Origin of the sequence: Xenorhabdus kozodoii (assembly GCF_002632875.1) — a bacterium.
Taxonomy (GTDB): domain Bacteria; phylum Pseudomonadota; class Gammaproteobacteria; order Enterobacterales; family Enterobacteriaceae; genus Xenorhabdus; species Xenorhabdus kozodoii.
This window is the reverse complement of sequence record NZ_NJCX01000003.1, coordinates 181,155-202,316: the sequence shown is the minus strand read 5'-3', so window position 1 is coordinate 202,316 and position 21,162 is coordinate 181,155. Positions and strand designations below refer to the sequence as shown.

The window sequence follows — 21,162 nt, the reverse complement described above, 5'->3', positions numbered from 1 at the left end:
CTGATGCTGTTCACAATACTGTTTTCGGGTCAGATCACTGTGCCGCCATTGGGTCACATGGCGCTGTTTTTGTTCGGGGGTGTATCGGTTACGGCGCATGATGGGCTCTCCAAATGAAAAATCAGAAGCCGTAGCGTGCATGAGCTGAATGGACGGAACAAGGTGAGATCACCGGACGGTTACGAATTTACCTTATCCATCTATGATTGCTTGCAAGATAGCCAATGCTTCTTCTGTGATGTCTTCGGGAACCCGTTCGATAAATTCAGCGTGTCTACTGGTCAGATCCAGCATTCGTATCTGATTAATCAAAACAACACCTTGTGTTATTGTGCCTGTGCCAGATAGAGTGACTGTGAATCCGGCGCTTCTGGCAAAATTTCCCCCTTGGGTAATGGGCGCTACCATCACCATACCCAGTTGGTTGAATGTTCGAGTAGAAAGTACAAGGGCGGGTCTGTTCACGCCTTGTTGCTCTCTCCCCACGACAGGATTGAATGTCACAGAGACAATATCACCTTTCTGGAATATTGGTCTTCTTACCATACTTCATGCCCTACAGGGGGATCTTCAGGCCAGATATCTGACGATCCTTCAGGCGAAGCGGTTGGATCACATTTTGCGATGAGGTCATCCAACCGATATTTTTTCCTGACCTTTTTTAGTACAATCTGATCGTTGCTAACCGTGGCTTCTATATCTTGCCCGATATTGAGCTTTAGTTGTGCAAGCAGTGTGGCCGGAAGGATCACTCCAGCCGAATTACCCCATTTTTTAATCGTTATTCGCATATTGTATTCCTCCCAAAGTTTAAACTAAGTCTAACCTTGGGTTGGGCAATTATCCAGCAATAATTGGATTTAGTTTCATCTATACCAATCTAACTTCAAGATGCGTGTGATTTCTCCCCGCTTCGCGGGGAGAAATCAGGTTTCATATAGTGTTGTAAATTGCAACTTGAAGTTTAATGCGTATTATATCTCCCCGCGCAGCGGGGAGATATAAACACTCTCGTTGGTTTGCAAACGGCAACTTGAAGTTAGATTGGTATATAGGCAAAAAAATAGAGTTAATTAATAATTTTAATTCAAGTTGGATATATTAATGTGCCGGCAATAAATGAGATGCCATTATTTTTATATCAGCTAATTATTTATCAACCCATATTCGATGGGTTGATATTGTCATTATTTGGTGCCTAAAAAGCGATGAATTGCCCTGAGTACAGCTTCGGGCTTTTCTGCATGAACCCAGTGCCCACAACCTGCGACAACCCAAGCTGTCGCTTGTGGGAATTGGCTGATAATATCATCTCGATATTTTTCAGTAACGTAATCTGAATTTCCACCACGGATAAACAGGGCAGGTTTGTGCCAGGCAGGGATCGTTTCCCAACCGATAATCTTTTCATACTCTTTTTGCAAAACAGGCAGGTTAAATTTCCATTCCCCCTGGCGAAATGATTTCAATAAAAACGGAATAACACCCTCTTCGCGAATATCCTGCTGCATAATCTCTGTTGCTGCTTGTCGGGTTTGTACACCGGCCGCTATCACTTTATTCAGTGCTGCAAAAATGCTGTCATGGCGGCGAACCGGATAAGCGACGGGAGCCATATCAATCACCACGATTTTATCTATCCGCTCTGGCGCTATGGCCGTCATGGTCATGGCGATTTTTCCCCCCATTGAATGCCCAATAATAGTTGCTTTGGACACCGTTAGCTCATCCAGGAGAGCCAGAACATCTTGTGCCATATCGTGGTAATCCATGTTTTCCATACGTGGTGAAATACCATGATTACGTACATCGATTTGAATGACCGGATAATGTTGCTGTAAATCACGCCCCAATACGCCCAGATTGTTTAAATCCCCAAAAAGTCCATGGATCAGGACGATAGGCGTTGAAGATTGCGGATTTTCCGGGGTGTGGAGATGATAATTTAATTGACGATTCGACTTCATGATTTGCCTGAATTTAATACCATTTATACAACGTTTAATATTGAGATGATTAATATCATGACACGTGCGCGGTGACAAACTCAATGGGATGAAATAGTTGTAACTAATTGATTTATTTTAAAGGAAAGTCACTTTTCTAACGATTTTCAATTTTAAAAGAAATCACTTTAAGTTATTGAAAGTTTAATTGTTTTGTTTTGTGGCATTATATCTTATAATCCCAAGATAATTTTTTCATTAAGAACAGTACTGGATAGAAATGAAAACGATAGAAGTTGATGAAGAACTTTACCGCTTTATTGCAAGCCAAACTCTGCATATCGGTGAAAGTGCATCTGATATTTTACGGCGTATATTGAAGTTGGACGCCGGGCAGCCAGTACAAATTACAGAGCCTGCCAACGACCCTGCACCTGTTGTTAAAGCCCCAACCCCAGTTGCCCGCTCTCGTGATGCTGTCCGCATTATTCGTGAATTGTTACTTTCTGATGAGTACGCTGAAAAGAAAAAATCTGTCGAACGTTTTATGCTGATCTTGTCGACATTGTATAGCCTGAGCAGCGAGAATTTTTCCAAGGCAACGGAAACGATGCACGGCCGTACCCGTACCTATTTCGCCGGAGATGAACACACCTTATTGGCTAGCGGCAAGCACACTAAGCCCCGCCATATTTCCGGTACGCCTTTTTGGGTGATCACCAATACGAATACTGACCGTAAACGCAGCATGATTGAACATATTATGCAGGACATGAAGTTTCCGGCAAATTTGATTGAAAAAGTGTGTGGCACGATTTAATTCAGCCAGTTGCCCTACGACTCATTTAATCGCTTAATTTATTAGTACTGCACTGGTGATAGGCCAGTGCGGACTCCCAGGAGAAATAATAAAGTGGCAATTCATCCAAGAGCAGGGCAGCTCGCCCAGCAACATGATTTAATTAATGTTGCCCAGCTCACTTCACAGTATTACACCTTACAACCACATTCTGAAAATCCAGCGCACAAGGTCAAATTTGGTACTTCCGGCCATCGTGGCAGTGCTGGACGCAATAGTTTTAATGAAGCGCATATCCTGGCTATTTCTCAGGCGATTGTGGAAGTTCGTTCGCAACATGGCATCACCGGACCCTGTTATGTGGGTAAAGATACCCATGCGCTTTCAGAAGCGGCATTTATCTCCGTATTGGAGGTGTTAACGGCGAATGGCGTGGAAGTGATTGTGCAGGAAAATAATGGCTTTACGCCGACCCCTGTTATCTCCCATGCCATCTTATGTCACAACCGTCTGGGCAAAAACCTGGCCGATGGTATTGTGATCACGCCATCCCATAACCCGCCAGAAGACGGTGGCATTAAATATAATCCACCTAATGGCGGGCCAGCCGATACCGATTTGACGGCAATCATTGAACGGCGTGCAAATGAATTACTGGCGGCAGGTCTCAATGGGATCAAGCGACTGCCGTATGAACAGGCATTAAAAAGCGGGTATCTGCATCCTCAGGATTTGATCGATCCTTATGTCACTGCGCTGGGGGAAGTTGTCGATATGGCGGCAATCCAGCAGGCAGGTTTAAAGATTGGTATTGATCCGCTGGGTGGTTCAGGGATTGCCTATTGGCAGCGGATTGGGGAATATTACGATCTCGATCTGACACTGGTTAATGATAAGGTCGATCAGACATTCCGTTTTATGACACTGGATCATGATGGTGTGATCCGCATGGATTGCTCATCGCGTTGGGCAATGGCGGGTTTGCTGGAGCTGCGGGATAAATTTGATTTGGCCTTTGCCAATGATCCTGATTATGACCGTCATGGGATTATTACACCGGCTGGTTTGATGAATCCTAACCATTATTTGGCAACGGCTGTCGATTACCTATTCCGCCACCGCCCACAATGGTCGAAAAATATCGCAGTGGGTAAGACACTGGTATCCAGCGCCATGATTGATCGGGTTGTCGCCGATCTGGGGCGTGAATTAGTGGAAGTGCCTGTCGGTTTTAAATGGTTTGTGGATGGATTGTATAAAGGCGAGCTGGGTTTTGGTGGGGAAGAAAGTGCCGGGGCATCCTTCTTGCGGTTTGATGGCACCCCGTGGTCAACCGATAAAGATGGCATTATTCTTTGCTTGCTGGCCGCTGAAATGACCGCAGTGACCGGTGAGAACCCGCAACAGCGTTACGACAAATTGGCGGCTAAATTTGGTACGCCAAGCTATAGCCGTATCCAGGCTCCGGCAACACATCAGCAGAAGGCATTGTTATCCAAATTGTCACCGGAAATGGTTAAGGCCGATAGATTGGCAGGTGATCCAATTACCGCTCGTTTGACAACCGCATCGGGTAATGGTGCTTCCATTGGTGGCTTGAAAGTGATGAGTGACAACGGTTGGTTTGCTGCCCGTCCTTCCGGTACGGAAGAGGCCTATAAAATCTATTGTGAAAGTTTCCTCGGTGCCGAGCATCGTGAAAAAATTGAACAAGAGGCACAGGAGATCGTCAATCAGGTATTTGGCGCAGGTTGATAAGTTTTTCTGGCTGGAAAAAATACAAGCCGTAGCGGTTGCTGCGGCTTCTTTGCTTTTATCGCTCGGTGATGAGGATAATTTTGGCGAGGATTGCTTATCCCAGGGCGACCATCAAGGCGCCTAGGGTAATCAGTATGATGCCAGCGGAAGTTATCAGGGAAATTTTTTCACCAAATAGGATAACCGCCAGAACGACTGCAAATACCACGCTCAATTTATCGATAGGGGCCACCTGGGAAACCTTTCCATGCTTGATCGCCAGAAAATAGAATAACCAAGAGAGTGCACCGGCAATCCCGCTTAATAGGATAAATAGCAGCGCCTTACGATTGGCGAGAATTTCACTGATAAGGTTTAATTTTCCCTGCACAACGACAATACCAACCAGAAACAGTGCCATAATAACTGCGCGAATGGCAGTGGCCGTATTGGCATCTAAATTTTGCAAGCCAATTTTTCCAAAGATAGCGACCAGCGCTGCCGTTAGCGCGGAGAGTAAGGCATAAATCAGCCAGGTACTCATATTCAATTAATCCTGTGTTTTCCGTGTCATATCCGGGGAATGAATCATAGGCTAAATTTGTTGTTCTGAATATATAGAATGCCATTAAAATAGGAAAAATTTCCCTATTCTTTATTTTTCAATTCACCGCAACATTTAAATAAAAACGCAATACTGTAGGACACGCCCTTCCTCCTCGCGCCGCGAGGAGGAAGGGTCTTATAAACATTTAAAGGGTTTTTGATTTAATTAACTCATCCTTGATTCTCCTCCTTATCTTTATTAAGAAAGGAGGAGGTGAAGCTACCTAATACCGTGTCTAATCATTATTTTCATTTTATTAAAAATAAAATGGTTGACGTGATCTTTCTATTAAAAAGGCTTTGACGATGAAATTTGACTTTTGGAGAAAGGTTTATCTTATTGTATTCAGCAGCCTATTTATCCTATTACTCACCAGTTGCGTGCGAAACAGTTGCATACAGAATAAAGATCATTCATCCAAATCTCAGGAGAAACTGATGGCACAAATATCAGGTCGTGAACAAATCTATCGTGATGCCTCTCATGTTGAGTCAACAATTTCTCAGGCCTCTGCTCATTGGGTGGATAGACAAACGTTATTATGGCCAGAGGGGGCAGGTAAACCGATCGTTCGCCTATATTACAATCACAATAATAAAGTAGAAGCCAATCACCAAGGTTATTTTACCGATAACTATCTGACCTTAACACCGACGAATTTAAGTCAGGAGACGGCAAGCAAGTTCCCTCATCTGGCAAAATGGGCGGCATTTTGTCTGCCAGAGGAGGCAGATATTGACCTTCTTCTGAGCGGCGATTTGGTGGCGTTAGCGGCGAATGAGCAAGGTTTGTTAATATCGGCGTCTCAAGTACAGACGGCGGGGGTGTTGGATGCGCGTTTTGCCGATGCTGCGGATAAGTTGGAATATGGCGCCCGGATAAACGACAAAGGTGTGATTTTCCGCTTGTGGGCACCGACTGCCCAAAAAGTTGGTTTGGTTATTTATAACCAAGATAAGCAGGTTGTTGCCAATCATACCATGCAGCGTGATGCCGCAAGCGGTGCCTGGTCATGGCAAGGCGACAAGCCATTGATTGGCGCTTACTATCGCTACGCCTTAAAAGTCTACCATCCTTATTCCCGCAATGTTGAACGTTATGAAGTGACTGATCCCTACTCTTATAGCCTGTCGGCTAATTCGGCATACAGCCAGGTCGTTAACCTGGATGATACCTCACTGAAACCACATAATTGGGATAAGCTGCTAGCGCCACACCCACAAAATACCCCAACGGATATTGCCCGCATGACCATCTATGAAGCACATATCCGCGATCTTTCTGTTGCCGATAGCACGATACCCGTAGCCTGGCGTGGTAAATATCTGGCACTGACTGACAAGAACAGCAAGATGTCCAGGCATCTTAAGGCGTTGAGTCGGGCGGGAATGACGCATATGGAGCTATTGCCTGTGTTCGATATCGCTTCCATTAATGAATTTAGCCATCAGGTCGCGGATCTGGATCACCCTTTTAGCCGCCTGTGTCAGGTCAATCCAGCGGTGAAAAAGAGCCGTTTTGCGACTTATTGCCAGCGTTCATTGACCGTGCGGGAGGTTTTGCAACAATTGCAGCGTGATGACAATATCAATAATCCGCAAGTGCAAGAATTAAATGCGCTGGTGGCAAAAACGGATTCCTATAACTGGGGTTATGATCCGTTTCACTATTCCGTCCCGGAAGGCTCTTATGCGACGGATTCAGAAGGCTCCGGTCGTATAAAAGAGTTTCGCGCTATGATACAGGCGATCAAACAGCAACTGGGCATGAATGTGATCATGGATGTTGTCTATAACCATACCGATGCGGCCGGCCCGACGTCACGGACATCGGTGTTGGATAAGATTGTGCCTTGGTATTACCACCGTTTGGATGAAATAACCGGCACAGTTGAAAGTCATACCTGTTGTGCTGATACCGCGCCTGAACGTCGTATGTTTGCCAAACTGATTGAAGACTCGCTGGTGACCTGGGTTAAGGACTATAAAATAGATGCGTTTCGCTTCGATTTAATGGGCTATCACCCCAAAGCGCAAATGATATCGGCACTGGAAAAAGTACGGGCCATTAATCCGTCGATCTACTTTTTGGGCGAGGGCTGGAATTCTGGGCAAGATGATCGATTCGAAACGGCATCACAAGCCAATCTGAAAGGAACTGGCATTGGGACGTTCTCTGACAGGCTGCGGGATTCAGTACGTGGTGGCGGGCCTTTTGATGTTGCTGACCGTATTCGCAGCCATCAGGGGGCGGGTAATGGGGCTGGGGTATTGCCGAATGAAATGTCTGGCTTAGAGGCAGATGAAGTTCGTCACTTATGGGATCTGGTACGTCTTGGCATGGCGGGCAATTTGGCTGATTTCGTCATGATTGATAAAGATGGGGAAGTGAAAACAGGCCAGGAAATTGATTATAAGGGCACGGCTGCGGGTTATGCGTCAGATCCCACTGAGGTACTTAATTATGTATCCAAGCACGATAACCAGACATTGTGGGACATTATTAGCTATAAAGCTGCCCAAGAGGCGGATTTGATGACGAGGGTGCGTATGCAGGCGATCTCTCTTGCGACGGTATTCCTTGGGCAAGGCTTGGCTTTCGATCAACAGGGTTCAGAGTTATTGCGTTCAAAATCATTTACCCGTGATTCTTATGATGCTGGCGATTGGTTTAATCGCGTTAGCTATGATTACCAAGACAATAATTATGATGTGGGATTGCCTGAACGTGATAACGATGGACAAAATTATCCACTGATTAATCGGGTGAAAAATCAGGTAGAAAAGCCAGGCCAAAACGAATTATTACGGATGGTTGCGTTTTATCAGGAACTATTACGCTTACGTCAATTTTCACCATTGATGGCGCTTGGCGATGGTCAGGCGGTCAAACAGCGTGTCAATTTTGTCAATGTTGGCCCTCATCAACACATTGGTCTATTGGTCATGACGATTGACGATGGCAATATGACTTCGGGTGATCGTGACCCGCGGTTTGATGGCCTGGTTGTCGTGATTAACGCTGCGCCTTGGCCTATGACTTTCGACGATCTTAACGTCAAAGGATTGAAATTAAATGATATCCAACGTGAACTCGGCGAAGCGTCTTTGGCTGCGGGAATACAAATAACAGAAAAGGGTGAGGTAACCCTGCCTGCCTGGTCAGCAGCCGTATTGGTTTTACCGCAGGAAGGCCTTCGTGGAACAGGCTTGCCTGTTCGCAGGAAATAGCAAAATCAACCAAGGTGTTTGGTGGGCAACATACGGTGTTTAATCCTAAATACCTTTTCATTATCGTGAGACACGGATAGTTATGAAGTTCCCTGACGCCTCGCGCCGCGAGGTGTCAGGGCGTGTTCTACGATATTGACTTTTTATTTAGATTTCCCTGGGGATATTTTCAATTTTTGCGGGATCTTCTAACGGTAAAAGAAAATGAAAACTGGCCCCACCTTTTTTATTGTTAGCCGCCCATATCTTTCCGCCGTGGATTTCAATAATGGAGCGGCAGATTGCCAAGCCTAACCCGACACCGACGATGGACGTTTCTTTACTGGCGCGTGAAAATTTATCAAAAATAAATTTTTCTTGCCCTTTTGGAATTCCGGTTCCGGCATCCCAAATTTCAATATGCACCTGTTTTTGATCAGATTTTTTCTTGATTGTGGCTCGTATGCCTAAGGGCGTCTGTTCGCTGGTGTATTTAATCGCATTTTCCAGCAGGTTGATAAAAACACGTTCCAGCAAAGTGGCATCACAATGCAACAATAAATCATCGGGTAAAGCAAGCTCTACCGTATAGCGATTGAGGGTATGTTCCAGCGCGCGCAAGGCATTGCCGACAATTTCGGCCAGTGAATACCATTCAAAGTTAAGCTGAATGCCACCTGATTGTAGCCGTGACATATCGAGTAGATTATTGACCAGTCGCGATGTACTGAGAATTTGCTGGCGGATCTGGTTAACTTGTTGGGTATGAGGGGAATTTTCTGCGGATAAATCCAGCATCAGTATTTCAGCCTGCCCGAATAGTACGGTTAACGGAGTCAGTAAATTGTGAGATAGGGCGGCCAGTAATGAATTACGCAGTTGTTCTCGTTCAGTTTCCAGCTTGGCGGATTCTGCACTGCGGGCAAGGTATAAGCGTTCCAGCGCGTTGGCGATGAGTCCGGTGAAGGTTTGTAATAACCGTTGTTGTTCCGGTACCAGTAATTGGCGCTGGTTAGGGGGTTCAATAGCCAGCACGGCAAAAACTTGTGAGGGGGTAGCAATCGGCAATAGTTGATAAGGGACTCCCGGTAATGTATCTGTACCCGCGCCCGCCGGTTGTTTTTTCTCAAAACACCATTTGGCGATCGCCTCATCAATCTGCATCTGACCACCATTATGGGTCTTCACTTGATATAAATTATGGTCGCTATCTGGCAGCAGCAGGCCTGTTTTTGCCTGAAAGCTATTGGCTTGAAAGCTATTGGCGAGAAAGTGATAGCTGATGCGCGCTACGTCTTCTTCGTTTAGGGCCTTGCTCAGCGTACGCGTGATTTCATATAGGTGCCGAGTTCGTTGTTCGCGATAACGGGCTACTTTGGCTTGATAGCGAATACCTGCGGTGAGGTTTCCAACCACTGCCCCGACAATCAGCATGACAATCAGTGTGAGCAGATATTGCATGTTTTTGACTTCCAATGACCAGTGTGGTTGGACAAAGAAAAGATCAAAACTAATGACATTGACAAATGCAGCAAAGACAGATGGCCAACGGCCATAAAACAGGGCGATGATGACCACACCAAGCAGGTAGAGCGCGACTAAGTTGGCTTTATCAAGGGTCAGCAAGAAAGTGCGGGAAAAGAGGGTAATGAGGACACAGAGTGCAATAGCCATCAAAAACCCCTGGATCGGGACTCGCCATTTATCGTTGAATGTTCGGCTATCTTTTGACTCTTTGTCTCCGTGTTTTTTATCTTCCAACGCGACAATAATCAAATCCAGATCAGGGCCGAGTTTTCCCAGTCGCTCTGAAAAGTCACGATACCATTTAAAGCCAAACAAATTTACGTATGGGTTGTAATAGCGGCCAATAAGGATCTTACCCAGATTATGTTCTCTGGCGTAGCGCAAGATGGCTTTTTCTTCGTGGGGATCGGAGAGTATTGCGGTTTCAGCGCCCAGATCTTGCGCCAGCTTCAAGGCTTGTAAAATAGTACGACGCTTGCTTTCCGGTAATCGGTGTAGTTTGGGGGTTTCAACGTAAACAGCATGCCAGATGCAATTGAGTTTTGCTGCCAGGCGAGCGGCCTTCCGAATCAGCTTTTCATTGCCGGCATTATAGCCAATACACAGCAGTAAATTCTCTTGCGTATGCCATACCGGTTCGCCCCCTTGAGTATCACGAAAAGCGCGCATTTGTTCATCTACGCGATCTGCCGTGCGACGTAGAGCCAATTCACGCAGGGCAATCAGGTTTCCTTTGCGGAAAAAATGTTCAATGGCGCGTTCAGCCTGACCTGAAATATAAACCTTGCCATCATTGAGCCGTTGACGCAGGTCATCAGGCGGAAGATCGACCAGAACAACATCATCGGCCTGATCAAAGATATGGTCAGGAACGGTTTCCCGAACGCGAATGCCGGTAATACCGCCGACAACATCATTCAAACTTTCCAAATGCTGCACATTGACAGTCGTCAGCACATCAATACCCGCTTCCAGTAATTCTTCGACATCTTGCCAACGCTTCGGGTGACGGCAGCCTTTAGGGTTACTGAATGCCAGTTCATCCATCAAAATAATGGCCGGATGGCGGGCAAGAGCAGCATCAATGTCAAAGGCGGCTATCCTGCGTTCATTATGGCGGAAAGATTTTGCGGGTAATTGAGGTAAGCCTTTGAGTAACGCAGCAGTTTCTTGTCGATCATGGGTTTCAACAACACCGACAATGACATCTAACCCTTGTGCCAGCAGCCGTTGAGCTTCTTGTAGCATGGCATAAGTTTTGCCGACACCCGCGCAAGCACCGAAAAATATTTTTAGTTTACCGCGTGGTTTTTCGTTTGCCAGTGTCAGCAATTCATCAGGATCGGGGCGCTGTGGTTCATTTTGCTCCATATCGTAATCTGCCTTTTGGGTCCAGGTTATCCAATGCCAGATTCAGCTCCAGTACATTGACAATAGGCTGCCCCAGATATCCCAGCAGGGGATATTGAAGGTGTTGCTGAATAAGATTATGGGTCACTTCCAGTGGTATATGACGGGCTATCGCCACACGTTGTGCCTGAAATTCAGCCGCTTCCGGGGAGATATGGGGATCGAGCCCGCTACCGGATGCCATGATTAAATCAATGGGGATCGGATGGTTGCCGGGATGGTTAAATAAACGCACCCGGATAATGTTTTGGTGTATTTTGCTGCTCAGGGCAGGGTTAGTCATAGCGAGATTGCTGCCCCCTGATGACAAAGTGTTGTAAGGTTTTTCGGCCGTCATAGAAGGTCGGCCATGAAAATAGATGGCCTGGGTAAAATTTTGACCAATTAATTCAGAGCCAACCAGTTTGCCATTTCGCGCGATTAGCGAGCCTGTCGCTTGATAGGGAAATAAAAACTGTGATATTCCCGTTACCAGTAATGGGTAAGCAATCCCCGTGATTAGGCTGAGAAATGCCAGCAGAACAATAGAAGAGCGTAACCAAATCATTTTTCATCACCTTATTTGAAGCCCGATTTTTAAATACGCTGTCGTTAAAAGATCGTTAGTTAAACATTAAGGCAGTGAGCAATATGTCGATCAGTTTGATACCAACAAAAGGCACAAGCAGACCACCAAGGCCATATATCCATAGATTCCGGCGCAAAAGTGCCAATGCATTCATTGGGCGGTAATTAACGCCTGTGAGAGCCAATGGCAGTAAAAAGATGATAATTATTGCATTGAAGATAACCGCAGACAGTACCGCCGATTCTGGAGAATGCAGGTGCATGATGTTTAGTGCATTCAATTGGGGATACGTGACCGAAAAAGCGGCGGGAATGATGGCAAAATATTTAGCAATATCATTGGCAATACTGAATGTGGTTAAAGCCCCGCGGGTCATTAGCATTTGCTTGCCGATATGGACAACTTCGATCAATTTGGTGGGATTGGAATCCAAATCGACCATATTGCCCGCCTCTTTTGCCGCTTGTGTCCCTGAATTCATGGCAACGGCCACATCTGCTTGTGCCAGTGCTGGCGCATCATTGGTGCCATCGCCCGTCATGGCAACCAGGCGCCCTTCGGACTGATATTGGCGAATCAGGGCAAGTTTCGCTTCGGGGGTCGCTTCTGCCAAAAAATCATCAACCCCGGCTTCGGCGGCAATCGCCGCGGCAGTGAGATGGTTATCGCCGGTGATCATGACCGTCTTAATCCCCATTTTGCGCATTTCACTAAAGCGCTCTTTAATCCCACCTTTCACAATATCTTTTAAGGCGACGACGCCCAAAACCCGCTGATTTTCAGCAACAACTAACGGCGTTTCCCCTTTGTGCGCAACTTGCTGTACCAATTGATCAATCACATCAGGGAAATGACTATGGTTAGCTTCGATATGGCGACGGATAGCGTCAACTGCACCTTTGCGGATCATGCGATGACCAATATTGACGCCGCTCATGCGTGTCATGGCGGAGAAGGGGACAAAGGTCGCTTTTAATTCCCGTAGGTCACGTTCGCGCATATTGAAGCGTTGTTTTGCCAGGATCACGATACTGCGCCCTTCTGGCGTCTCATCGGCAAGTGAAGAGAGTTGGGCGGCATCAGCCAACTGCCGCTCTGTGACGCCGGATGCGGGTAAAAATTGGGATGCCTGACGATTTCCTAACGTGATAGTGCCGGTTTTATCGAGTAGTAAGACATCCACATCTCCAGCGGCTTCAATGGCACGCCCGCTGGTGGCAATGACATTGGCTCCCAGCATCCGGCTCATTCCGGCAACACCAATGGCTGACAGTAATCCACCAATGGTGGTGGGGATTAAGCAAACCAATAAGGCAATCAAGACGGTAAGTGTAATCGGGGCGCCAGATTGATTAGCCTGAACACTGAACAAGGAAAAAGGCAGCAGGCTGACACAGACCAGCAGGAAAATAATGGTCAGCGCAGTGAGCAAAATGGTGAGGGCGATTTCATTGGGGGTTTTACGTCGCTTAGCCCCTTCAACCATTGAAATCATTCTGTCTAAGAAGGTTTCTCCCGGATTGACGGTACATTCGACGATTAGCCAATCGGATAAAACGCGCGTACTTCCAGTGACAGAGGCAAAATCGCCGCCGGATTCGCGGATAACGGGTGCTGATTCCCCGGTAATCGCGCTTTCATCAACGGATGCCCCGCCTTCAAGGACTTCACCATCACAAGGAATAATTTCACCGGCTTCCACCAGTACAATATCGCCTTTGCGTAAAGTGTCAGAAGTGACTTTTTCTTTTGTAGCTTCACGGTTGGGCGATGCCAGTTTGGTCGCCCAACTGGTTCTTTTTACGCCTTTCAGACTGGAGGCTTGGGCTTTGCTACGTCCTTCAGCCAGTGCTTCTGCAAAATTGGCAAACAGTACGGTAAACCATAACCAGAGAGCAATGGCACCGGTAAATAGCGCGCTACCTGTTAATTGTCCCACTAATATACCAATCCACAGGGCGCTGGTCAGGCAGCTTCCGACATAGACAACGAACATGACCGGATTGCGCCACTGTTGAGCCGGATGGCATTTTTTTAACGAATCGATAAGAGCATGGCGAATTAACGTGGGTTCAAATAATGCCTGTTGTTTGTTTTTCATGCGTTACCTCACTCTCATTCTCACGGCCAAAGTTGTAGGTGTTCTGCGATAGGGCCAAGAGCCAGGGCTGGAATAAACGTAAGAGCGCCAATCAGTAAAATCACCAGAATTAATAGCCCAATGAAGAGAGAACCGTGGGTGGGTAAGGTGCCACTGCTAATCGGCTGGCGTTTTTTGTTCACCATAGAACCTGCGATAGCCAGAACAGGCAAAATGATACCAAAGCGCCCAAGAAACATGATCACTCCCAGTAACAGGTTATAAAAGACATTGTTGGCGTTGAGTCCGGCAAAGGCACTTCCGTTGTTGTTGGCCGTGGATGAGAACGCATAAAGTACTTCGGTGAAGCCGTGAGCGCCGGGATTGGTAATCGCGCTGCGGCCTGTATCCGTTGAAATCGCCAGGGCGGTGCTTAATAAAACAAGCGAAGGCGTGACCAAAATCGCTAGTGCGACCATTTTCATGTCATAAACATCAATTTTTTTGCCTAAGTATTCTGGTGCCCGGCCAATCATTAATCCTGCAATAAATACGGTAAGCAGAACAAACAGCAATATGCCATAAAGACCGGAGCCGGCTCCACCGAAGATGACTTCACCAATCTGCATTAACCAGAGCGGTATCATGCCGCCCAGTGCGGTAAAGGAGTCATGCATTGCATTTACGGCCCCACAGGAAGCGGCCGTCGTGACAACGCTATAGAGAGAAGAGGCCAGGATACCAAAGCGGGATTCTTTCCCCTCCATATTAAAGTGGTGACTGATATTAGGATGGATAAGGTGGGGATTGCCTGCGGTTTCGGCATACATGACAACGCTGGTGGCAACAATGAAAACAATGCCCATGACCCAGAGAAGGGCATATCCTTGGCGATTGTCGCCAACAACCAGACCGAATGCGAAACATAATGCACAGGGGATCAGGAAAATAGCCAGGACTTGGACGAAGTTACTGAGTGCAGTCGGGTTTTCAAATGGATGGGCTGAGTTTGCCCCAAAAAAACCGCCCCCATTGGTTCCCAACAGTTTTATCGCCTCCTGAGAAGCGGCTGGTCCCATAGGAAGCCATTGTTGTTGTCCTTCAAGGGGATGGATAAGGACATAAGGGGAAAAATTTTGAATAACACCTTGGCTAACAAAGAATAAGGCAATAATGAGCGCGAGTGGCAGCAACAAATATAGCGTGATGCGTGTGATATCGATCCAGGCATTTCCCACGGTTTGGGTGCCTTGACGGGAAAACGCCCGGATTAAGGCAAAAGCCACAGCAATTCCCGTTGCCGCAGACAAAAAATTCTGCACCGTCAATCCGGCCATTTGGCTCAGGTAACTGAGGGTATTTTCTCCGCTGTAGGCTTGCCAATTGGTATTCGTGACAAAACTGATCGCAGTATTAAGTGCCAAATCCCATCTCATACCGGCAAACTGTTGTGGATTCAGTGGCAGATGGCCTTGGCTGATGAGCAGTGTAAACAGCAACAATAACCCTGCTATATTAAATATGAGGATAGCGAGAGCATACTGCCACCAGTTCATTTCTTTGACATCGCTGCCCGGCCGTTGTAGGCCACAACCACGCCATAGGATGGTTTCGGTTTTTGTTATCCAGCGAGGTAACTCCCCTTCGACCAGTCTGGCGATCAGATTACCGAGCGGTTTTCCTAATAGAAACAGTGCGAGCAGGAAACTGGCAATCAGTAAAAAAGCGGATACCACCATTTAGAAATCCTCCGCATTCAATAACGCATAAATGAGATAACTCAATAGTAGTGCCACCAGAAAAATGCCAAGAATGAGGAATATATTCATGGTGTATCTCCTTGCTTATTTCTTTAAGAAATAGGTAGTTACAGCATAGGAATGACCATACAAAGAAATGATTAAAAAAGTTCCTGAAAGCGTAAAAAGTACCAATAATCCGCGGAATTCATCGACAAAGTATCATAAGGGAAGTGTAGCAAATTCCGTTGGGTTAATTTTTTGTTTTCAATTTGTTTGTTTTGTTTCTGTTTAAGTATAATTTTGTAATTAAATTACGCAACCAAAGAAAAAAGGTGATTTATGCCACTAAAAAAGTGGTCGGATGAGTAGTAAGTTTTCACTTTATAAGATAAAATTTTACGCATCTTACAGGTTAAGCCCATGAGGGGGTATCAATGTCTCTATATCGTGACTACTCTTGGCATCAGGTTCTCTTGCGGCGTATCGGCGCTATTACACTCGGTGTCATTGCGTTTCCTGTTATGCTGTTTCGTCGTGATCGTGCCCGTTTTTACAGCTATCTACATAAAGTATGGTTAAAAACCAGTGATAAACCTGTATGGCTGGAAAGTTCAGAAATGGCTTCGGGTACTCGAAATCGCTAAAATGACATTATGACGAAGCCTAATCAGGCATTTTGAATCACATCTTGAATATATATTTTGGCACCTTGCCGGTTTATGCTGGCAGGGTGTTTTGCTTTATACGCATTAAACTTCAAGTTGCAATTTACAATACTATATGAAACCTGATTTCTCCCCGCTTCGCGGGGAGAAATCACACGCATATTGAAGTTAGATTGGTATATATTGGATTTATATCAATCTACTTTGACTTAATTCATGGCAGGTATGTATTTTATGGTGAAGAAAAAGCTAAGCGACAAGGGGAATGTGATGAACAATGTTGAATTGGAGCATGTGCTCAATACGGAATTGAAGATCCGTGAATTTCAAGACTACGCTCCCAATGGATTACAGGTGGAAGGCCGTTCCCATGTTCAGCGGGTGATCACAGGCGTAACAGCTTGTCAGGCATTGTTAGATGAAGCTGTTCGCCTTGAAGCGGATGCTGTCATCGTTCATCATGGGTATTTTTGGAAAAATGAATCTCCCGTTATCCGTGGCATGAAACGTCGCCGTTTACAAACACTCCTTTGTAATGATATCAACCTGTACGGCTATCACTTGCCGCTGGATGCTCATCCTGCCTTGGGGAACAATGTCCAATTGGCGCGCCAGATGGGTGTAAAGATGATAGGCGAGATCGATGCTCTTCTCCCTCACGGCGCTTTTGACCAACCTATTACACCCGCAGAATTGACTGAACGTCTTGAAAAAAGCCTGGAGAGAAAAGTACTGCATTGTGGTGACAATGCACCAGAAGAAATCCGCACACTGGCATGGTGTACCGGTGGTGGTCAAAGTTTCATCGAACAGGCGGCTGAGTTTGGTGTTGATGCCTTCGTGACCGGGGAAGTATCAGAAAAAACGATCCATGTTGCCCGTGAAATGGGGCTGCATTTTTTTGCGGCAGGACACCATGCAACCGAGCGTTATGGTATTAAAGCGCTCGGTGAGTGGTTGGTGAATAATTATGGGTTAAATGTGACTTTTATTGATATTCCTAATCCGGCTTGATGTTTTAGTTAATAGCCCCTGGATTTTATTTCCATTTTGAAAGTTAGGGGCTTTTTTTCTTTTGGTCTGTATGCAAAAGAGATAAAACAACCGTAGCGATCCCACAACATATCAATACACTGCCCAAAGCCTGACTCCAGCCTGATAGTGCTAAACCCAGTCCCAGCAATAAATAGTAAAACATCCCCAGTAAAGCGCCGGCAGTGCCCAGCCTATCCGAATAGTTAGCTAATGCAGAAGCTAAAATATTTGGGATTGCTAACCCATAAGCGATAACGATCCCCAACATTGGCAAAATAAAGAACCCGTTATTTTCGAGCAGGTATACCCCGACACCGCTTAATAAACTTATTAATGCAGCGAGGGAAACTAATTGGGTTGATCCCCATTGTTGCTTTAATAAGTATTGGTTTAATCGCGAACCTAACCCAACCCCTAAAGCCAATAACAGGCCAGTATAGCCAAAGAGTTCCTGTGGTAATCCAAGTTGTTTGAAAATAAAAGGGGCTAATTGGTAGTAGCTAAACAAACAAATATTGAAAAATGCGATCAAAAACGCATTTCGCCAAATTGAAATATCTTTAAACAACATGATTGCCGTACTAAATACAGTCACTTTCGTCACGTTAATGGGCCGGGTTTCTGGTAATCGAACAATAGACCAGCAAGTCAGGATAACCGCCAGAGTGGTTAACCCAGCGAAGACCGCTCTATAGCCAGCCAGGTAGTTCAATATTGAGCCGCTAAGCATACCGATGGCAGGGCTGATGGCTAAGGCTATTCCCATAATGGAAAAAACATGCGCCAATTCTTCACCGCGGTAAGTATCGCGCATAATGGTTTGTGTACCGACAGAGCCAACGGCTGCCCCGAAAGCCGATAGCATTCTGGCAACGAGTAAGAGCCAAAATTGTTGGGTCAATAATGCCAGCAGAGAAGCGAGAGCATAAAGCATTAGGCCGGCAATAATGGTTGGGCGTCTGCCAATGACATCACACAGACGTCCCCATACGACAACACCGAGGGCAAAAGCAAAGAAGTAGAGTGACAGTGTTTGGGCGGCTTGCTTTGGGCTGACGGAAAATCCATCGGCGATACTGGTTAATGCAGGGCTATAGAGGGTTTCTACGATCTGCGGGAACATCATCAAGGCGATGGCGAGCCAAAGTGATAGCTTAGTTTGCATGATTTTTCTTTTGCTGAGTAAGTGGGCTATAGCTCGAAAGATTAGCATTCTGGTTGCTGTCTATTTATGATAATAAAGACTATTTATTTATCTAATCGGACATTCAGTCAGAAGGAATGAACATGGCGTGGCTGCAACAAAGTGACCATTTTAATCCCGATAGGTTGAATATGCCGGTAATCGGGATCGCCGCAGAAATGGGACAGCACGATTCTGGTTTTCATCAACATGATATGGGGCAATTGCTGTTTACCCAGCGGGGCTGTATCAAGATCACACTGGCAAATCAGCTCTCTATTTTGCCGCCAACCAGAGTGGCATGGATACCGCCCAAAACTCGGCATCGGGCAGAAATGTGTGGCTCTGTAGGCTATCGCTCCATTTATTTGGACACTGACTCTTTGAATGCCACGGAAAAAGCGTTACTTTCAACACAAAGTGAAGTATTGGAAGCCACACCATTATTACAGGCTGTTTTGGCGCGTATCGCGATATCTCCTTTTAACGCTGATTGGTTTCAGGGAAAAGGGGCAAATTTGCTGGCGGTATTTTTTGATGAGCTTCGTGAGGCGCGCAGAGAGCCCACCTTGTTGCCCCTGCCTTTTGATCGGCGTTTAACGCAGTTATCCCTTGAACAATTACCGCCATCATTGCACAGATTAGCGACTTATATTGGCGCGAGTGAGAAAACCATTACCCGGATATTTCAGCGTGAAACTGGAATGAATTATCAACAATGGCGGCAGCAGTGGCGATTGGTAAAGGCGGTAGAGCTATTGGCGCAGAATAAGACCTTGTCCTATATTGCACAGGAACTGGGTTTTGCCAATGATAGTGCGTTTGTCACCTTTTTCAGGAAGATGATGGGGAAGCCGCCAAGGGAGTATATGGTGGGTTCAAGGCGCTGAAATCATGATTCGGTAGCAAGATGGAGATTAATATTTTTCCATAAAAATGCACCCCTAATATCAGAATGAAAACTGACATCAGAGGTGTAAAAATACCCTATGAATAGCGTTAGTAAGCTAATTAATTATTTTTTTAACTGGCTCGTGAAATCGCGTTGCGTGTGACCCGTATAAAGCTGACGTGGACGTGCGATTCTCAAGCCTTCATCATGCATTTCAGTCCAGTGTGCAATCCAGCCAATCGTACGGGCGATGGCGAAAATCACCGTGAACATGGTCGATGGGATACCCATGGCTTTCAGGATAATGCCTGAATAGAAATCGACGTTTGGATACAGTTTCTTTTCAATGAAGTAGGGATCGTTTAAGGCAATGCGCTCTAATTCCATTGCCACTTCCAGCAGGCTGTCATTCAGGCCAAGCTCATTCAGGACTTCATGGCAGGTTTCACGCATCACCGTCGCGCGAGGGTCGTAGTTTTTATAAACACGGTGACCAAAGCCCATCAGGCGGAAAGAGTCATTTTTGTCTTTGGCGCGAGCGATGAATTCAGGAATGTGGTCGACAGTTTGGATCTCTTCCAGCATTCGCAGACAGGCTTCATTGGCGCCACCATGTGCCGGTCCCCACAGGGATGCAATACCCGCAGCGATACAGGCAAATGGGTTGGCACCAGAAGAGCCAGCAGTACGTACCGTTGAGGTTGACGCATTTTGTTCATGATCCGCATGCAAAATGAAAATGCGATCCATGGCACGTTCTAATACTGGATTAACCTTATATTCCTCACACGGTGTTGAGAACATCATGTGCAGGAAGTTAGCAGCATAAGAGAGGTCATTGCGTGGATAAACAAAAGGCTGTCCAAGAGAATATTTGTAACACATTGCTGCAACAGTTGGCATTTTGGACAGCAGACGGTAAGCGGTGATTTCACGGTGGCGAGGGTTATGGATATCCAGGGCATCATGATAGAAGGCGGCCAGGGCGCCAGTAACACCGCAAAGTACAGCCATTGGATGGGAATCACGGCGGAAACCGTGGAACAGACGCGTGATCTGTTCGTGGATCATGGTATGGCGAGTCACCGTGGTTTTAAATTTTTCGTACTCTTCGGGCGTTGGCGGTTCGCCGTATAGCAGAATGTAACAGACTTCCAGATAGGTCGATTCCGTTGCAAGCTGATCGATGGGAAAACCACGGTGTAGCAAAATGCCTTCATCGCCATCAATATAGGTGATTTTCGACTCACAAGAGGCAGTGGAAGTAAAGCCAGGATCATAGGTATAGAAGCCTTTTGAGCCGAGGGTACGAACGTCAATCACTTCAGAACCTAGGGTCGGCGTTAGTACGTCTAGTTCGATAGCAGCTGAACCATTTACGTTCAACGTAGCCTTTTTATCAGCCATTTATATCTCCTTAGCGCTTATTTTTTATAACCCATAACAACCAGATAGGCGCAATTTATACTGTGCCGAAGGCATTGTGCTACCGGAGAGAATTTAAAATCAGGCTGGTATCACATTTAACGCTGAAATTTCATTACGGATGACAATGGGTTTCAGGTTGTTAAAAAGTTTTTGGAAGTTATGTTTAAAGTATTATTGACATAAAATGTTATCATTTTGTGCTTATAGGATACTTTTGCATAACTTTTAATTTTCGTTAAGATTAGTTTTGCATCATAAAATGACGACAAATAATATATAACGACATATATGTAAGATAAATGTTTAATCTTTGTCAAACAACATTATGGATTTT

At 45.9% G+C, this 21,162-nt stretch carries 17 protein-coding genes; 6 read left to right on the top strand and 11 right to left on the bottom strand.

Translation table 11 applies throughout. The annotated features are described in order from the left end of the window. Positions 1-192: 192 nt before the first annotated feature. The 3 genes from Xkoz_RS03410 to ybfF form a co-directional block, all read right to left on the bottom strand. Positions 193-546, bottom strand: coding sequence for a type II toxin-antitoxin system ChpB family toxin (locus Xkoz_RS03410; RefSeq protein WP_099140766.1), 354 nt, complete (start codon positions 544-546; stop codon positions 193-195). Further along, positions 540-791, bottom strand: a complete 252-nt coding sequence (locus tag Xkoz_RS03405) for an AbrB/MazE/SpoVT family DNA-binding domain-containing protein (protein ID WP_099140765.1) — start codon at positions 789-791, stop codon at positions 540-542. Before Xkoz_RS03405 ends, Xkoz_RS03410 begins: the two co-directional genes overlap by 7 nt. A gap of 396 nt (positions 792-1,187) precedes the next feature. Then, entirely contained in the window at positions 1,188-1,967 is a 780-nt protein-coding gene (gene ybfF / locus Xkoz_RS03400; protein WP_099140764.1) for an esterase, read from the bottom strand. Between the two features lie 259 nt (positions 1,968-2,226). Between ybfF and seqA the strand changes: the two genes are divergently transcribed. After that, a complete protein-coding gene (gene seqA / locus Xkoz_RS03395) occupies positions 2,227-2,766 on the top strand; it encodes a replication initiation negative regulator SeqA (protein ID WP_099140763.1) in 540 nt (179 codons plus the stop codon). A 93-nt stretch (positions 2,767-2,859) separates the two neighbouring features. Then, a complete protein-coding gene (pgm, locus tag Xkoz_RS03390; RefSeq protein ID WP_099140762.1) occupies positions 2,860-4,500 on the top strand; it encodes a phosphoglucomutase (alpha-D-glucose-1,6-bisphosphate-dependent) in 1,641 nt (546 codons plus the stop codon). A gap of 97 nt (positions 4,501-4,597) precedes the next feature. Here pgm and Xkoz_RS03385 read toward each other — a convergent pair whose 3' ends face one another. Then, positions 4,598-5,026: an EamA family transporter gene (locus Xkoz_RS03385; RefSeq protein ID WP_099140761.1), complete on the bottom strand. Its 429-nt coding sequence runs from the start codon at positions 5,024-5,026 to the stop codon at positions 4,598-4,600. A gap of 500 nt (positions 5,027-5,526) precedes the next feature. Here Xkoz_RS03385 and pulA point away from each other — a divergent pair, with 500 nt between their 5' ends. Further along, positions 5,527-8,319, top strand: a complete 2,793-nt coding sequence (gene pulA, locus Xkoz_RS03380) for a pullulanase-type alpha-1,6-glucosidase (protein ID WP_244183376.1) — start codon at positions 5,527-5,529, stop codon at positions 8,317-8,319. A 147-nt stretch (positions 8,320-8,466) separates the two neighbouring features. On the opposite strand, the gene kdpD is transcribed toward pulA, so the two are convergent. From kdpD to Xkoz_RS03355, 5 genes are read right to left on the bottom strand one after another with little or no spacing between them, the layout of a single operon-like run. Then, positions 8,467-11,196: a two-component system sensor histidine kinase KdpD gene (gene kdpD, locus Xkoz_RS03375; protein WP_099140759.1), complete on the bottom strand. Its 2,730-nt coding sequence runs from the start codon at positions 11,194-11,196 to the stop codon at positions 8,467-8,469. After that, positions 11,183-11,782: a potassium-transporting ATPase subunit KdpC gene (kdpC, locus tag Xkoz_RS03370; RefSeq protein WP_099140758.1), complete on the bottom strand. Its 600-nt coding sequence runs from the start codon at positions 11,780-11,782 to the stop codon at positions 11,183-11,185. The genes kdpD and kdpC overlap by 14 nt, the downstream gene beginning before the upstream one ends. 55 nt (positions 11,783-11,837) lie before the next feature. After that, positions 11,838-13,904, bottom strand: coding sequence for a potassium-transporting ATPase subunit KdpB (gene kdpB / locus Xkoz_RS03365; protein WP_099140757.1), 2,067 nt, complete (start codon positions 13,902-13,904; stop codon positions 11,838-11,840). 20 nt (positions 13,905-13,924) lie between these two features. Beyond that, positions 13,925-15,622 (bottom strand): potassium-transporting ATPase subunit KdpA, encoded by a 1,698-nt coding sequence (kdpA, locus tag Xkoz_RS03360; RefSeq protein ID WP_099140756.1) that lies wholly within the window; start codon positions 15,620-15,622, stop codon positions 13,925-13,927. Next, the gene (locus tag Xkoz_RS03355; protein WP_099140755.1) at positions 15,623-15,712 is read right to left on the bottom strand and encodes a potassium-transporting ATPase subunit F; all 90 of its coding nucleotides are present in this window, start codon (positions 15,710-15,712) and stop codon (positions 15,623-15,625) included. 347 nt (positions 15,713-16,059) lie between these two features. Here Xkoz_RS03355 and Xkoz_RS03350 point away from each other — a divergent pair, with 347 nt between their 5' ends. Together Xkoz_RS03350 and Xkoz_RS03345 are read left to right on the top strand one after the other, a co-directional pair. Beyond that, positions 16,060-16,269, top strand: coding sequence for a YbfA family protein (locus tag Xkoz_RS03350; protein ID WP_099140754.1), 210 nt, complete (start codon positions 16,060-16,062; stop codon positions 16,267-16,269). A gap of 291 nt (positions 16,270-16,560) precedes the next feature. Next, positions 16,561-17,304, top strand: a complete 744-nt coding sequence (locus tag Xkoz_RS03345) for a type 2 GTP cyclohydrolase I (RefSeq protein ID WP_099140753.1) — start codon at positions 16,561-16,563, stop codon at positions 17,302-17,304. Between the two features lie 43 nt (positions 17,305-17,347). On the opposite strand, the gene Xkoz_RS03340 is transcribed toward Xkoz_RS03345, so the two are convergent. After that, the gene (locus Xkoz_RS03340) at positions 17,348-18,490 is read right to left on the bottom strand and encodes a Bcr/CflA family efflux MFS transporter (protein ID WP_099140752.1); all 1,143 of its coding nucleotides are present in this window, start codon (positions 18,488-18,490) and stop codon (positions 17,348-17,350) included. A gap of 122 nt (positions 18,491-18,612) precedes the next feature. Between Xkoz_RS03340 and Xkoz_RS03335 the strand changes: the two genes are divergently transcribed. Beyond that, complete coding sequence (locus Xkoz_RS03335) at positions 18,613-19,398, top strand: AraC family transcriptional regulator (RefSeq protein WP_099140751.1); 786 nt, start codon at positions 18,613-18,615, stop codon at positions 19,396-19,398. Positions 19,399-19,523: 125 nt separating this feature from the next. Here Xkoz_RS03335 and Xkoz_RS03330 read toward each other — a convergent pair whose 3' ends face one another. Further along, positions 19,524-20,807, bottom strand: a complete 1,284-nt coding sequence (locus Xkoz_RS03330) for a citrate synthase (RefSeq protein WP_099140750.1) — start codon at positions 20,805-20,807, stop codon at positions 19,524-19,526. Positions 20,808-21,162: the final 355 nt, after the last annotated feature.

Coding starts and splice junctions, on each gene's coding strand:
- Xkoz_RS03345 (WP_099140753.1), top strand. CDS start 16,561: ATGAACAATGTTGAATTGGAGCATGTGCTCAATACGGAATTGAAGATC.
- pulA (WP_244183376.1), top strand. CDS start 5,527: ATGGCACAAATATCAGGTCGTGAACAAATCTATCGTGATGCCTCTCAT.
- kdpC (WP_099140758.1), bottom strand. CDS start 11,782: ATGATTTGGTTACGCTCTTCTATTGTTCTGCTGGCATTTCTCAGCCTA.
- Xkoz_RS03350 (WP_099140754.1), top strand. CDS start 16,060: ATGTCTCTATATCGTGACTACTCTTGGCATCAGGTTCTCTTGCGGCGT.
- Xkoz_RS03335 (WP_099140751.1), top strand. CDS start 18,613: ATGGCGTGGCTGCAACAAAGTGACCATTTTAATCCCGATAGGTTGAAT.
- Xkoz_RS03385 (WP_099140761.1), bottom strand. CDS start 5,026: ATGAGTACCTGGCTGATTTATGCCTTACTCTCCGCGCTAACGGCAGCG.
- seqA (WP_099140763.1), top strand. CDS start 2,227: ATGAAAACGATAGAAGTTGATGAAGAACTTTACCGCTTTATTGCAAGC.
- Xkoz_RS03405 (WP_099140765.1), bottom strand. CDS start 791: ATGCGAATAACGATTAAAAAATGGGGTAATTCGGCTGGAGTGATCCTT.
- Xkoz_RS03355 (WP_099140755.1), bottom strand. CDS start 15,712: ATGAATATATTCCTCATTCTTGGCATTTTTCTGGTGGCACTACTATTG.
- Xkoz_RS03330 (WP_099140750.1), bottom strand. CDS start 20,807: ATGGCTGATAAAAAGGCTACGTTGAACGTAAATGGTTCAGCTGCTATC.
- Xkoz_RS03340 (WP_099140752.1), bottom strand. CDS start 18,490: ATGCAAACTAAGCTATCACTTTGGCTCGCCATCGCCTTGATGATGTTC.
- Xkoz_RS03410 (WP_099140766.1), bottom strand. CDS start 546: ATGGTAAGAAGACCAATATTCCAGAAAGGTGATATTGTCTCTGTGACA.
- ybfF (WP_099140764.1), bottom strand. CDS start 1,967: ATGAAGTCGAATCGTCAATTAAATTATCATCTCCACACCCCGGAAAAT.
- kdpB (WP_099140757.1), bottom strand. CDS start 13,904: ATGAAAAACAAACAACAGGCATTATTTGAACCCACGTTAATTCGCCAT.
- kdpA (WP_099140756.1), bottom strand. CDS start 15,622: ATGGTGGTATCCGCTTTTTTACTGATTGCCAGTTTCCTGCTCGCACTG.
- kdpD (WP_099140759.1), bottom strand. CDS start 11,196: ATGGAGCAAAATGAACCACAGCGCCCCGATCCTGATGAATTGCTGACA.